At 60.3% G+C, this 12,430-nt stretch carries 15 protein-coding genes and 1 riboswitch; of the genes, 4 read left to right on the forward strand and 11 right to left on the reverse strand.

What is annotated here, in order from left to right:
- Positions 1-5: 5 nt before the first annotated feature.
- On the reverse strand, positions 6-485 hold the full coding sequence (locus ACMGGW_RS03990) for a cold-shock protein (protein ID WP_025301823.1): 480 nt from the start codon (positions 483-485) through the stop codon (positions 6-8).
- Positions 486-651: 166 nt separating this feature from the next.
- On the opposite strand from ACMGGW_RS03990, the gene ACMGGW_RS03995 reads away from it, so the two are divergent.
- Positions 652-1,161: a VOC family protein gene (locus tag ACMGGW_RS03995; protein WP_025301824.1), complete on the forward strand. Its 510-nt coding sequence runs from the start codon at positions 652-654 to the stop codon at positions 1,159-1,161.
- A 36-nt stretch (positions 1,162-1,197) separates the two neighbouring features.
- Here the strand turns inward: ACMGGW_RS03995 and ACMGGW_RS04000 are convergent, their stop codons facing one another.
- The 6 genes from ACMGGW_RS04000 to ACMGGW_RS04025 form a co-directional block, all read right to left on the reverse strand.
- Positions 1,198-2,025, reverse strand: a complete 828-nt coding sequence (locus ACMGGW_RS04000; protein WP_025301825.1) for an amino acid ABC transporter ATP-binding protein — start codon at positions 2,023-2,025, stop codon at positions 1,198-1,200.
- Positions 2,026-2,034: 9 nt separating this feature from the next.
- Positions 2,035-2,922: an amino acid ABC transporter permease gene (locus ACMGGW_RS04005; protein ID WP_019454099.1), complete on the reverse strand. Its 888-nt coding sequence runs from the start codon at positions 2,920-2,922 to the stop codon at positions 2,035-2,037.
- A 30-nt stretch (positions 2,923-2,952) separates the two neighbouring features.
- Positions 2,953-3,480 (reverse strand): GNAT family N-acetyltransferase, encoded by a 528-nt coding sequence (locus ACMGGW_RS04010; RefSeq protein ID WP_025301826.1) that lies wholly within the window; start codon positions 3,478-3,480, stop codon positions 2,953-2,955.
- A 9-nt stretch (positions 3,481-3,489) separates the two neighbouring features.
- On the reverse strand, positions 3,490-4,410 hold the full coding sequence (locus ACMGGW_RS04015; RefSeq protein WP_025301827.1) for an ABC transporter substrate-binding protein: 921 nt from the start codon (positions 4,408-4,410) through the stop codon (positions 3,490-3,492).
- Between the two features lie 26 nt (positions 4,411-4,436).
- On the reverse strand, positions 4,437-5,762 hold the full coding sequence (locus ACMGGW_RS04020) for an LLM class flavin-dependent oxidoreductase (protein ID WP_025301828.1): 1,326 nt from the start codon (positions 5,760-5,762) through the stop codon (positions 4,437-4,439).
- Between the two features lie 189 nt (positions 5,763-5,951).
- Complete coding sequence (locus ACMGGW_RS04025) at positions 5,952-7,115, reverse strand: M20 peptidase aminoacylase family protein (protein WP_025301829.1); 1,164 nt, start codon at positions 7,113-7,115, stop codon at positions 5,952-5,954.
- Positions 7,116-7,461: 346 nt separating this feature from the next.
- On the opposite strand from ACMGGW_RS04025, the gene cspE reads away from it, so the two are divergent.
- Entirely contained in the window at positions 7,462-7,671 is a 210-nt protein-coding gene (gene cspE / locus ACMGGW_RS04030) for a transcription antiterminator/RNA stability regulator CspE (protein WP_004940030.1), read from the forward strand.
- 57 nt (positions 7,672-7,728) lie between these two features.
- Here cspE and ACMGGW_RS04035 read toward each other — a convergent pair whose 3' ends face one another.
- The 3 genes from ACMGGW_RS04035 to crcB form a co-directional block, all read right to left on the reverse strand.
- Positions 7,729-8,919, reverse strand: a complete 1,191-nt coding sequence (locus ACMGGW_RS04035; protein ID WP_025301830.1) for a multidrug effflux MFS transporter — start codon at positions 8,917-8,919, stop codon at positions 7,729-7,731.
- Positions 8,920-8,925: 6 nt separating this feature from the next.
- On the reverse strand, positions 8,926-9,522 hold the full coding sequence (locus ACMGGW_RS04040; RefSeq protein ID WP_025301831.1) for a TetR/AcrR family transcriptional regulator: 597 nt from the start codon (positions 9,520-9,522) through the stop codon (positions 8,926-8,928).
- A 288-nt stretch (positions 9,523-9,810) separates the two neighbouring features.
- Positions 9,811-10,194 carry a fluoride efflux transporter CrcB gene (gene crcB, locus ACMGGW_RS04045; protein ID WP_016928782.1) on the reverse strand — a complete coding sequence of 128 codons (384 nt, stop codon included), beginning with the start codon at positions 10,192-10,194 and terminating at the stop codon, positions 9,811-9,813.
- 79 nt (positions 10,195-10,273) lie between these two features.
- Positions 10,274-10,336: riboswitch (Fluoride riboswitch) on the reverse strand.
- Between the two features lie 82 nt (positions 10,337-10,418).
- On the opposite strand from crcB, the gene ACMGGW_RS04050 reads away from it, so the two are divergent.
- A complete protein-coding gene (locus ACMGGW_RS04050) occupies positions 10,419-10,847 on the forward strand; it encodes a GNAT family N-acetyltransferase (RefSeq protein ID WP_025301832.1) in 429 nt (142 codons plus the stop codon).
- 1 nt (position 10,848) lies between these two features.
- On the opposite strand, the gene ACMGGW_RS04055 is transcribed toward ACMGGW_RS04050, so the two are convergent.
- Positions 10,849-11,916, reverse strand: a complete 1,068-nt coding sequence (locus tag ACMGGW_RS04055; RefSeq protein WP_025301833.1) for a diguanylate cyclase — start codon at positions 11,914-11,916, stop codon at positions 10,849-10,851.
- A 218-nt stretch (positions 11,917-12,134) separates the two neighbouring features.
- Between ACMGGW_RS04055 and tatA the strand changes: the two genes are divergently transcribed.
- Positions 12,135-12,350, forward strand: coding sequence for a Sec-independent protein translocase subunit TatA (gene tatA, locus ACMGGW_RS04060; protein WP_025301834.1), 216 nt, complete (start codon positions 12,135-12,137; stop codon positions 12,348-12,350).
- Positions 12,351-12,430: the final 80 nt, after the last annotated feature.

The following is a 12,430-nucleotide window of genomic DNA, read 5'->3' on the forward strand; positions in this document are numbered from 1 at the left end:
GATACTTACAGGCTTTTCAGCGCCTTGATGGTTTCATCCATATCGATCTCGTGCTCGGAGAAGGTATGGGTGGTGTTCTGGAAGGTGGTAATGGTCAGCATGCGCAGCGTTTGCATGGTCTGCGCCTGATCTTCGGACTGTGGGCGAATGCGGTTCATCAGCAGGCCAACCGACAGCACGGTGTTCTCTTTATCCACGTCGGCTTTGACCGGCACTTCCTTGGTGAAGGTATTAAAAGACTTGATGCTGGTGATCTTGATTCTTTCATTGGCGATGATGATGTATTTGCTGGGCGCCAACACTTTTACCGCATAAGCCGACGGGCCTTTGGTGTTGTTGGTTGGCTCGAAGGTGACCGCCGCGTTTTTCTTAATCAGCTCCGGGTTCTGCACTTTAATCACGTGAAAATAACGATTTTCTCCGTTCTCGTCGGTAATAAAGCCGAAGCCTTTGTCTTCAAAAAAAGTCGTTATCTTGCCGTTCATCGCTATTCTCACAAAAGGGTTCAATACAGCGCTTATGATAGCGCGGAATGCCTTGCAGCGACAGATTGCGCGGGCGGCATTTAGTCATGCGATAACGGCATTTAGCGGCTTCCTGGCCACATGCTATGTTCATGCTGACTTCATTCAATGCGAAAAAGGAATATCGATGGGCATCAAACGTCTCAATCACGCCGTGCTGTATGTCAGCGATGTGCGGCAGAGCGCCGACTTTTATCATCAGGTCTTGGGCTTCAAGCTGAAGCCGTCCGACAGCCCCGATCGCGCGGTATTTACCCAGGCCGCCGATTCGGAAAACGATCACGATTTGGCGCTGTTCAGCAAGAATCTGGGCCAGCAGCGCGCCGGGGTGTTTCGCGCCAACAACGAGCCGCCGGCGGAGCATGAGCCACCGGCCGGGCTGTACCATCTGGCCTGGGAGGTGGACAGTCTGGAAGAGCTGGAGCGCATTCGTCACCTGTTGGCCGAACGCGGTATTCTCGGGCTGGAAGAGGATCATGGCGTGCACAAAAGCATTTATGGTCACGATCCGGACGGACTGCTGTTCGAGGTGACCTGGTTTATTCCGCCGGCGTTGCTGACCGACGAGGATAAAAACCAGCAGGGGATCCGCCCGCTGGATTTCGCCGCCGAGAAGCGGCGTTTTGCCGGCCTATAAGCGGCTCAGGTGCGGGGCGCCGCGGCGCCCCGACGATCACAGCACTTTGTTGAGGAAGTTAACGGTGCGCGGATGCTGCGGTTGGGACAGCACCTGCCTGGCGTCGCCCTGTTCGACGATCTGCCCGTCGACCATAAACACCACCCGATCCGCCGCTTCGCGCGCAAAGCCGATTTCATGCGTGACCACCACCAGCGTGACGCCCAGATCCGCCAACCCCTTAATCACGTCCAGCACTTCGCCGACCAGCTCGGGATCGAGCGCGGAGGTCGGTTCATCGAACAGGATTACCTTCGGGTTCAGCGCCAGCGCGCGCGCGATGGCGATGCGTTGTTGTTGGCCGCCGGATAGGTGGCGCGGGTAGGCATCCGCCTTGTGGCGCAGCCCGACGGTATCCAGCAGCTCATAGGCGACCGCCTTCGCCCGCTCGCGGGAGTGAATTTTGTGCACCACCGGCGCTTCGATGATGTTTTCCAGCACCGTCAGGTGCGGGAACAGGTTGAAATTTTGGAACACATAGCCGACGTTGATGCGCTGCCGGAGGATGGCCTTTTCCTTCAGCTCGTACAGCCGGTTGCCCTTGCGGCGGTAGCCGACGTAGTCGCCGTCGATGCGGATAAAGCCCTCGTCGACGCGCTCCAGGTGGTTGATCGCCCGCAGCAGCGTCGATTTGCCGGAGCCGGAAGGGCCGAGGATCACGGTCACTGTGCCCGGCTGCAGCGTCAGGCTGACGTCGTCCAGCGCCTTGTGTTTGCCGAAGAACTTGCTGACGTTGCTGATTTCGATCAGGCCGCGTGCCGGCACCGGGGTGAGATTGCGTACCGGCTGCTCGGGCAAGGCATAATAATCAATGGCTTCAGACATGTGGGTCTCCTAACGTTTTAGCCAGCCGGCCAGTTTCTGCCAGGGCGTCGGCGGCAGTTCGCGCACCGCGCCCCGGGCGAAATAGCGCTCGATATAGTATTGGATCACCGACAGCGCGGTGGTGATGAACAGGTACCAGACGGTGGCGACCATCAGCAGCGGTATCACCTGCTGGGTGCGGTTATAGATAACCTGAATGGTGTAAAACAGCTCCGGCAGCGCCAGCACGTAAACGATTGAGGTGCCTTTCGCCAGGCTGATGATCTCGTTGAAACCGGTCGGAATAATGGAGCGCAGTGCCTGCGGCAGAATGATACGGAAGGTGCGACGATAGCCCGGCAGGCCCAGCGCCGCCGCCGCCTCGTGCTGGCCGTAATCCACGCCCAGGATGCCGCCGCGGATGATCTCGGCGGTGTAGGCGGACTGCACCAGCGTCAGGCCCAGCACCGCCACGGCGAACTGGCCGAGAATGTCGATGGTGGGAAAGCTGGCGAACACCACGGAGGTGAAGGGAATGCCCAGCGAGATGGCGTCATACAGATAGGAGAAGTTGTACAGAATGATCAGCACCAGGATCAGCGGCAGAGAGCGAAACAGCCAGATATAGCCCCAGGCCAGCGACGCCAGCAGGTAGGAGCGCGACAGGCGCGCCAGCGCCAACAGGGTGCCGAACAGGATGCTGAACAGCGTACCGAGCAGCGTCAGCAGCAGGGTTTGCCCCAGCCCCGCCAGTACCGCCGGCGCGAAGAACCACTCGGCGAACACGCCCCATTCCCAGCGCGCGTTACCCGCCACCGATTGTACGATGGCGGCCAGAATAAACAGCGAAAACAGCGCGCCGATCAGCCGCAGCGGATAGCGGGCGGGCACCACTTTCAAGACTTCTTGTTTGGACATGTCATGTCTCCTGATACAGATAAAGGGGCCTTAGGCGATTTTCCTTTCCGACGCGCAACAACACGCATCCTCTGCAATCAGGCTTTTGCGGAACGGCAGGCGGCCATCGTAGGGCGGGCGGCTGTAAACCTCGCTGTCGACGGTGGGATCGAACTGCGGCTGATACCCGTTGTTCAGATACAGGCCCACCGCTTCGGGCTGGCGAAAGCCGGTGGTCAGATAGAGCTGGCGATATCCTTGCGCCAACGCCAGCGTTTCCAACTGCTGCAACACCCGCTGTGCCAGGCCCTGGCGGCGCAGATCGCCTCGCGTCCAGATGCGCTTCAGCTCGGCGGTCTGTGCGTCATAGCGTTTGAAGGCGCCCATGGCAATCGGCGCACCGGCGCGCAGCAGCACGATGAAGGCCCCTTGCGGCGGCGCGTACAGATCCAGCGCTTCCGGTTCCTGGTCACCAAAATAGTCGCCGTAACGCTGGCGATATTCGCCGAACAGCCCCTCGATCACCGGGGCGATCAGTGGGTCGGTCGGCAGCGTCTGAATGAAAGTGTCTTGCGTCATCGCGCGCTCCTAATCGCCCAGGCCGGGCGGGTTGATTTCCGACTGCGCAAGGCGTTCGACGCTCTCGCCCCAGCGGTTGAGCACCCGATCGTACTGCCCGCCGCGGATCGTGCCGTTCAGCGCTTCGTTCACCGCCTGCACCAGGCCGTTGCCTTTACGGGTGGTGACGGCGATGTGTGCCGCCTTGGGCCAACCGCCTTCCACCGTGCCCGCCAGCCGGGTGCGGCCGTTCAGCGCTGCTTTATAGGCGCCCAGCACGTTCGGCCCGAAGTAGGCGTCGGCGCGGCCGGACTGGATCGCCAGCGTGGCGGCCGCATCGTCGGTCACGTAGATCGGCTGGAAGGGTTTGAGCCCCTGCTGCCGGTTCTGTTTGTCCCACGCCAGCAAAATTGCTTCCTGATTGGTGCCGGAGCCAACGATGATCTTTAATCCGGCGATATCGGCAGGCTGTTTGATCGTCGCGATCTTGCCGCCGGTTTTGACGTAAAAGCCGAGCGAATCGATGCGGTAGGTGGCAAAGTCGAAGCGGGTTTTGCGCTCTTTGGTGACGGTGACGTTGGTGATGGCTGCGTCATATTTGCCGGAAACCACCCCCAGCGGCCAGTCTTCCCACGAGGTTTGCACCACGTTTAATTCAAGCCCCAGGCTGTCGGCCACCAGCTGCGCGATATCCACTTCGCTGCCGATCAGCCGCCGGTTATCGGCGGCGAACAGCGCCAGCGGCGGCGTGTTGAGCGCGGCGATTGCAACGGTGAATTGGCCCGGCTTCACGAAGTGGAAATCGGCCGGCAGTTTGGCGATCGCCTGCGGGTTTTTCGGCGCGTGGATCGGGATTTCATTGGCCTGTAAATCGATGCCGGTGCCCGCCTGCGCGGCGCCGGTCAGGCTCAGCAAGGCCGCCACGAGGGCGGCGGTAACGGTTTTCTGCATAGCGGATATCCCTGAAAACGATCTTATTATTGGGTGAATCTGTTCAACGGGCGCTTCAGGCCCAGGTGCTCGCGCAGCGTATCGCCGTGGTACGCCTGACGGAACAGGCCACGCTGTTGCAGGATGGGTACCACCCGATCGACGAAGTGGCCGAAGGCGTTGGGCGTACCGCCGCTGATGATGAAACCGTCGGCGGCTTCACCGTCGAACCAGCGTTGCAGGCCGTCCGCCACCGCTTCCGGCGTGCCGCTGAACACCGGGCGCGGCGAGGCGGCTTCCAGCGCCACCTGGCGCAGCGTGAGGTTACGTTCGCGGGCGTTGCGCTTGATGGCGTCGGTAGTGCTGCGGAAGCTGTTTTGCCCCAGATCGCCGATGTCCGGGAAGGGCGCGTCCAGCGGATGGCGGGAAAAGTCGTAATGTTCGAAGTAGCGGCCAAGATAGTTGAGGGCGTTCTCAATGCTGACCAGGCGGGCGGTCTCCTGGTACTGGCGCTCGACGTCCGCGTCGTCGTCGCCGACGATCACGCTGACGCCCTGGAAGATGCGCAGGTCGTCCGGCTCGCGCCCCTGTTCCACCAGCTGCCGCTTCACGTCCTGATAAAAATCCTGCGCCTGCTCCAGCGTGTCGTGATGGGTGAAGATCGCATCGGCGTGTTGAGCCGCCAGCCGTTTGCCGTCTTCGGAGGCGCCGGCCTGGAACAGGATCGGGCGCCCCTGCGGCGTGCGGCCGATGTTCAGCGGCCCCTGCACCGAGAAGAACTCTCCCTGGTGATTGAGGGTGTGTAGCTTGCCGGTGCGGAAGAATTCGCCGCTAGCCTTGTTGCGCACAAAGGCATCGTCTTCCCAGGAATCCCACAGCCCTTTGGCGACGTCGAGAAATTCGCCGGCGATGCGGTAACGCAGGCTGTGTTCCGGGTGTTCGGCGCGCGAGAAGTTTTTGGCCGAGCCTTCCAGCGGCGACGTCACCACGTTCCAGCCGGCGCGGCCGTTGCTCAGGTGGTCGAGGCTGGCGAACTGGCGGGCGACGGTGAACGGATCGCTGTAAGAGGTGGAAAGGGTGCCTACCAGGCCGATTTTATCGGTGGCGGCGGCCAGCGCGGCCAGCAGGGTGAGCGGTTCGAAACGATTAAGAAAATGCGGAATGGATTTTTCGTTGATATATAAGCCATCGGCGACGAAGACGAAATCGAATTTCCCCTGTTCGGCTTTTTTCGCCGAGGTGATATTAAATTCGAGGTTGATGCTGGCGTCGGCGGTGGCATCCGGGTGGCGCCAGGCGGACATATTTCCCGATGCGCCGTGCAGAATGGCGCCCAGCCGTAATTGCCGTTGATTATTCGCGTTGTCGCTCATCGTGATTATCCTGTCATGCGCCGCAAAGGCGCGCGGTGTCTGATGTGTCCACTATTGATGAGCGGCAACGGGATGTAAAACAACAAAACAGCATATTCAAATGTTGAAAACTGCAAATATCACGGCGAGCGAAAATAATAATCCCCGGCGCGGTATCTGCGGCGTCGGGGAAATACTATTTCACGTTATTCAGGCGTTGCTGAGGGCTTTTTCTGGCGCGGTAGTGAGCTGTTGCAGCGTGCGTTCCGCCAGCAGCGTAAAATATTGTGCCGCGGGGAACAGGGCGCGTTCATCGGGATTGAAACGCGGATGATGCAGGCCGAACTCGCTGGCGGAGCCGATGCTGACGAAGACGCCCGGCACGTGATGCAGATACAGCGCGAAATCTTCACCCCCCATTTGCAGCTCCGCCTCTTCGACCCGGTAGCCGGCCTCGGCGGCGACGGTTTTGCTGAACGCCGCCCAATGGGCGTCGTTGATCACCGCCGGCGGCCCCGGCTGCCAGTGGAGTTCGGCCTGCGCGCCGAGCGCGGCGGCAACGCCGTCGATCACCTGGCGAATTTTATCAGGCACCTGGCGGCGCACCGCGTCGCTGTGGGTGCGCACCGTGCCTTCCAGCTCCACGGTTTGCGGCAGCACGTTCCAGGTATTGCCGCCTTCGATGCGCGTCACGCTCACCACCAGCGATTCCAGCGAGCTGAAGCTGCGGCTGGGCAGCGTCTGCAGCGCGCCGACGATCTGGCTGGCGGTGACGATGGTATCGACGCCCTGTTCCGGTTTGGCGGCGTGGGCGCCTTTGCCGGTGATGTGGATCTGGAAGCGATCGACGTTGGCGTAGAACGGCCCGGCGCGGGTGGCGAAGGTGCCGGTGGGCAGCTCCGGCGCGTTATGCAGGCCAAATACCGCCGCAACGTTATCCAGCGCGCCGGCGTCGATCAGGTGCCGGGCGCCGTTGAAGGTCTCTTCCGCCGGCTGGAAGAAGATGCGCACCGTGCCGGGCAGCTCGGCCTCACGCGCTTTGAGCAGGTGCGCGGCGCCGAGCATCACCGAGGTGTGAAAGTCGTGGCCGCAGGCGTGCATTACGCCGCTGTTTTGCGAGCTGAAGGGCACGTCGGCGATTTCGTCGATCGGCAGGGCATCAATGTCGCCGCGCAGCGCGATAATCGGCCCCTTGCCGCTGCCGATCTCCGCCACGACGCCGGTTTTCAGCGCCAGCGGCAGCAGACGGATGCCTGCCTCTTCCAGCCAGCGGGTCAGCCGGGCGGTGGTGGCGAATTCGTGATTGGAAAGTTCCGGGTTTTGGTGCAGCTCACGCCGATAGGCGATGATTTTGTCTGCCAATTGGCTGGTCATAGGCTTGGCTCACAGTGGGAAATAAACCCTAACCCTAGTGCAGGGACCGCCGAAGCAAAAAGACCATCTGGTTATATTTCATAGCGATTGCGTCTGCATGGGGGCGTCAACGCTGGGGGAAGCGGGCGAGTTTGGGCGTTCGCTCGTTGTTCGCCGGCGCAGGGAGAGGTTTGGCCTGGAACGGTAACGTATCGCAACCGGTGCAATCCATTTACACCGGACAACACGGATTTTTTCACTCTTTATCGGATTTCTGTGATCGCGGTGGTGGACAAAATCCTGCCTGCTTGCTGTACTGTAATCGACACAGGTTTTGTGTCTTTCATTCACGTTAAAGGTAAGTTTGATGTCTAAGATTAAAGGTAGCGTTAAGTGGTTTAATGAATCCAAAGGCTTCGGTTTCATTACTCCGGAAGATGGTAGCAAGGACGTTTTCGTCCACTTCTCTGCCATCGTTAGCAACGGTTTCAAAACGCTTGCTGAAGGCCAGCGTGTAGAATTTGAAATCACGAACGGTGCCAAGGGCCCATCTGCCGCTAACGTTACTGCTATCTAAGCTGCGTAGCTGAATTTCTTAAAACCCGCTCATTGAGCGGGTTTTTTATTGGGCGCGTTATGCGTCGTTGCGGCGGGCCAACAGGCCGAACAGCAGGATGGCGATGGCGTAACAGCCGACGATGGTCAGCGCCATCGACAGGCCCGAGGTGCCGCCCAGCCCGGTGAGCGGCACGGCGCAGGCGCCGAGGGCGAACATGCACACGCCGATCAAGGCCGAGGCGCTGCCCGCTTTGTCTCCCTGGCTTTGCATCGCCAGCGAAGAGGCGGTCGGGCCGACGATGCCGATCACCGCTACCGAGAAGAACAGCGGCACCAGCAACACGACCAGCGGCGCATGCAGCGCGGCGGCCAACAGCAGCAACAGCGACGCGACGGCCGCCAGCGTTAACCCGCCCCTCAATACCCGGCGTTCCCCCCAACGCGAACTGAGACGGCTGGCCAGCTGTGCCGCAATGATCAAGCCGACGCCGTTAATGGCGAAGCATAGGCTGAACATCTGCGGGCTGAGGCCGTAGATCTGCTGCAAGACGAAAGGCGAGGCGCCGATATAGGCGAACATGCCGGCCATCACGAAGCCCTGTGTCAGGCACAGGCCCATGAAATAGCGCTGGGTCAGCAACCCGCCGAGCGACATCAGCATCGCCAGGATACCGCCCTGGCTGCGGCGCTCGACCGGCAGGGATTCGCGCAGCTTCAGCGCCGACAGGCTGAACAGCAGCACGGCGATGGCCGCCAGCACGCCGAAGATACCGCGCCAATTCATTACCTGCAGCATCACGCCGCCCAGCACCGGTGCGACGATCGGCGCCAGGCCGTTAACCAGCATCAGCAAGGCGAAGAAACGGGTCAGCTCATGGCCGGCGTACAGATCGCGAGCAATGGCGCGGGAAATCACCGCGCCGCCGGCACCGGCGATGCCTTGCAGCAGGCGGGCGATCAGCAGTTGGTCGATGGTGGGCGCCAGCGCACACCACAGCGAAGCGCCCAGCAGCAGGATCAGCGACAGCAGCAGCGGGCGCATACGGCCCAATTTGTCGCTGTAAGGGCCGAAAATCAGCTGGCCGACGCCCAGACCGAGCAGCCCGGTGGTCAGGCTGAGCTGCGCGGCGGCGGTGGAGGTATTCAGCTCACCCGCCATTTCCGGCAGGGCGGGCAGGTAGAGATCGGTGCACAGCGGCCCCAGCGCGGCCAGCAGGCCAAGCACGACGGCGTACACCAGACGCTGTCTGGCTAAGTGTTTGGTCATGGGAGATTAGAGTTTCCTGAACAGGTGAGAAATGGCCTGCTGATACAGATCGCGCAGCAGGGACGCATCGGCTTTTTGCGTGGTAAGGATACGGTAACCGGTGCCTTCGCTCATGACGGCGATAAATTCCACCCGCGCGGCGATCTCTTCCGCGCTGAAATGGGGATACAGCCGCTGCAGATTGTGGCACACGTGGCGAAACAGCCGCGCTTCCGCATCGCTGAGCAGTTTGGCCACCACCGGGTTGCGCGTGGCCTCGGCGGTCACTTCCAGCATCAGCATGTGATCGGTTTCGCTCTCGCCCGGCTGCTGAAACAGCGTGCGCGCCGCCAACGTACCGGCGATCAGGTTGATGTGATCGCCAAGGTTTTCCAGCCGCTGCATCTTGTTAGTGATGATGCGGTTGACGATCTCTTCGATAATCGCGTCTTTATTGGCGAAATAGCGATAGATTTGCCCGACGCTGAGCTGCGAGCCTTGGGCGATCTCCGCCATGCTGGCGGCGTGGAAGCCGTGGCGGCGGAAACTGATTTTCGCCGCTTCGACGATCTGATCGCGGCGCGCCTGCACCTTGGCCTGTTTACTGTCGTTGGGGGAGAGCATCTGCCCGATCCTTTGCTACGCGTGAGCCGGGTTCACATTTTTGGGTGTGAACGTTCATTCTCAATTGTAGTGTAAACGGCCGGAAAGACGCAAGATGAACGCGTGCTGCGGGTAAGGGCGCTTAAGCGAACAGGTAGGATTTGATAAAGGCGGCGACGATCAGGACGCACAGCGCAATGGCAATCGCTTCGGCGGCGGTTTTCGGCAGGCTAAACATAGCGGTTTCTCATCCAGTCAGGAGTACTGGATGAGATTATGCGCATGCAAGATTAAGGAAACATTAAGGGCTTAGCGCCCGTTGAGCCACATTACCAGCATAAAGGCCAGCAGCGTCATCGCCAGCGAGCCGGCCAGGTTGAGCAGCATGTTGGCCAGCGCCCAGCCGAAGCGGCCATCTTGCATCAGGTATACCACCTCCAGCGAAAAGGTGGAGAAGGTAGTCAGGCCGCCGCAGAACCCGGTGGTAATCAGTAATTTCCAGGTGGGATCCAGATGCGTCATGCGGGTGAAAATCGCCATCGCCAGGCCGATGATAAAACCACCGATCAGATTGACCATCAGCGTACCGAGCGGAATGTGGGCATTCAGCGGATTCATTTTCATGCTTACCGCCCAGCGCAAAACGCTGCCGACGCCGCCGCCGATAAATACGGCCAGTAAAGAACTCAACATGGGGCAACTACCTTTCAATCAGAGAAATTCACGGGACTCGGAAAGGGACAGGCGTAACGCTACGCGCCTCTCTCCGAGAGGTTACGTAGACATCATCAGCCTGTGAAGGCGGTTAGGGAGGAATGTCATCTCCAGCGTGCCGCACGGCCTTTTTTGCCGTACCCGGTGGATGTTACACCTAACGCCATCTATTTTGTAGTATCGACACTCTGCGAGGTCACCCTATGCAAATCAGAACGGCGCGCCTGAGCGATCGCCATGCTATCGCCGAATTAATGACGGCGTTGGATTATCCCGGCACCGAGGCGTTTCTGACGCAGCGCATGCAGCAACTGTTGGCGCATCCGGATGAGGCGCTGCTGGTGGCGACGGACGGGGAGCAGGTGTTGGGCGTGTTGTCGCTGCATTTCCTGCCGCAGCTGGCGTTGGCCGGCGACATTGGCCGCATCAGCTATTTTTGCGTCGATGACCGAGCGCGCGGCGCGGGCGTAGGCCGGCGGCTGCTGGCGGAGGGCGAGGCGTTGGCGCACCGTCGCGGCTGCGATCGGTTAGAGGTCCATTGCCACAGTCGCCGCGAGCGGGCGCATGCGTTTTACCGGCGCGAAGGCTTTGTCGAAGCGCCGAAGTATTTTGCCAAGTTATTAAGTCAGTAAGTTACTCCCCTGGCGGCACTGCCGTTTCCAGCCGGTTGCGGCCATTATGCTTCGCCCGATAGAGCGCACCGTCGGCCGCTTTCAGCCAGTCAAGATAGCCGCCCAGCGCGGGGTGGTAGTTAGCGATGCCTGCGCTGATCTGCAGCCGCAGCTGCGGCGCCTCCTTGAAACTGACCGCGTCCAGCCGCTGCTGGATGCGGTGCAGGACGATTTCCGCCTGTTCGGCGTTAGTATTCGGCAGCACCGCGCCAAACTCGTCGCCGCCGTAGCGCCCGACGATATCCACGTTGCGCAAGCCGATCAGCAGCTCTTCCGCCAATACCGCCAGGGCTTCATCCCCCAGCGCATGGCCGAAGGTGTCGTTGATGGTTTTGAAGCGGTCGATGTCCATCAGGATCAGCGTGGCGTTGTCCTGGTAGCGGCGGCAGCTATCGAACTGGCGATGCAGAAGATGTTCCCAGTGGCGACGGTTATATAAGCCGGTCAGCCCATCGCGGGTGCTGATGCGTTGCAGCTCCTGTTTTTTTTCCGCCAGCCGTTTGGCGGTGCGGTAGGTCACCAGCCCCAGCAACGTCGGATAAAGGTAGATCATCGGCAGGCACAGATAGACTTGCAGCGGCGTGCTGTATGGATGAAACGGGAAGCCGAGCAGCGTGCCGGTGAGCATCGCCGTGGCCAATTGAATCGCCAATCCTTTGACAAACAGCGCTTTGCCGGCCGAAGCGATGTTGTTCATGCTCATCATCGACAGGATGACGATCGCCGGCAGGGCATTGAATGCCATCATCGCTGCCCAGAAGCCGCCGAAGGCGGAGTCGATCAAGAGGTTGCGGATCTCGGCTTTGAACGGATCTTTGGCGCGGCAGGCCAGGCGATAGGCCAGATGCGGCCAGAGAAAGCCGTGAAAGGCCAGCAATAGCCAGACCGCCGCGGGCGGAGCCAAGGGATAGAGCGCGGCGCAAACGCAGATAAACCCGAGCCCCAGACCGGCGACGCGGGGCAGATAGGTGCGTTTGGCGAAGCTGAGGCCGGATTTTCGGGCATCGAAAATGGATGGGGCAATATACATCCGGCATCTCCCTGATGAGTATCACGGCAGCGTATCATGCGGGTGATAAACTAAGAATAGTCTGGGATTCACGCCGCGAGGTTGCGTGACATTCCTGCAACGGATCTCACTCTGTTACATGTTGCGGTTGTGTGAGCCGAAGGAAAGTCGCTAAATATTCGCAGGCAAGGTCAGTTTTTCTCGCTGTTCACACAGCGCTCTATGATAAGAAGGTGAGTATGGAAGGTATCAGCATTACCAAACTTCTGGTGATTGCGGTGTTGGTGATTTTACTGTTCGGCACCAGCAAACTGCGCACGCTCGGCGCCGATCTTGGCGCGGCGCTGAAAGGCTTTAAAAAAGCGGTGGGCGACGACAGCACGCCGCCGGCCGCCGGCAACAGCACCGCCGAGAGCCAGTCCGCTCAGCAGAGCGTCGAAAAGAAAGACGTTTAATTCCGTCTGACTGCGCGCAATAAAAAACGGATGCCTTGCGGACATCCGTTTTTTGGCGTTTCCGCCGTCTTTAGCGTAAC

Source organism: Serratia sp. BNK-4, assembly GCF_048685115.1.
GTDB classification, from domain to species: domain Bacteria; phylum Pseudomonadota; class Gammaproteobacteria; order Enterobacterales; family Enterobacteriaceae; genus Serratia; species Serratia bockelmannii.

Coding starts and splice junctions, on each gene's coding strand:
- ACMGGW_RS04005 (WP_019454099.1), bottom strand. CDS start 2,922: ATGTCCAAACAAGAAGTCTTGAAAGTGGTGCCCGCCCGCTATCCGCTG.
- ACMGGW_RS04055 (WP_025301833.1), bottom strand. CDS start 11,916: ATGTATATTGCCCCATCCATTTTCGATGCCCGAAAATCCGGCCTCAGC.
- ACMGGW_RS04015 (WP_025301827.1), bottom strand. CDS start 4,410: ATGCAGAAAACCGTTACCGCCGCCCTCGTGGCGGCCTTGCTGAGCCTG.
- ACMGGW_RS04050 (WP_025301832.1), top strand. CDS start 10,419: ATGCAAATCAGAACGGCGCGCCTGAGCGATCGCCATGCTATCGCCGAA.
- ACMGGW_RS04025 (WP_025301829.1), bottom strand. CDS start 7,115: ATGACCAGCCAATTGGCAGACAAAATCATCGCCTATCGGCGTGAGCTG.
- ACMGGW_RS03995 (WP_025301824.1), top strand. CDS start 652: ATGGGCATCAAACGTCTCAATCACGCCGTGCTGTATGTCAGCGATGTG.
- ACMGGW_RS04010 (WP_025301826.1), bottom strand. CDS start 3,480: ATGACGCAAGACACTTTCATTCAGACGCTGCCGACCGACCCACTGATC.
- ACMGGW_RS04040 (WP_025301831.1), bottom strand. CDS start 9,522: ATGCTCTCCCCCAACGACAGTAAACAGGCCAAGGTGCAGGCGCGCCGC.
- ACMGGW_RS04020 (WP_025301828.1), bottom strand. CDS start 5,762: ATGAGCGACAACGCGAATAATCAACGGCAATTACGGCTGGGCGCCATT.
- ACMGGW_RS03990 (WP_025301823.1), bottom strand. CDS start 485: ATGAACGGCAAGATAACGACTTTTTTTGAAGACAAAGGCTTCGGCTTT.
- cspE (WP_004940030.1), top strand. CDS start 7,462: ATGTCTAAGATTAAAGGTAGCGTTAAGTGGTTTAATGAATCCAAAGGC.
- crcB (WP_016928782.1), bottom strand. CDS start 10,194: ATGTTGAGTTCTTTACTGGCCGTATTTATCGGCGGCGGCGTCGGCAGC.
- ACMGGW_RS04000 (WP_025301825.1), bottom strand. CDS start 2,025: ATGTCTGAAGCCATTGATTATTATGCCTTGCCCGAGCAGCCGGTACGC.
- ACMGGW_RS04035 (WP_025301830.1), bottom strand. CDS start 8,919: ATGACCAAACACTTAGCCAGACAGCGTCTGGTGTACGCCGTCGTGCTT.
- tatA (WP_025301834.1), top strand. CDS start 12,135: ATGGAAGGTATCAGCATTACCAAACTTCTGGTGATTGCGGTGTTGGTG.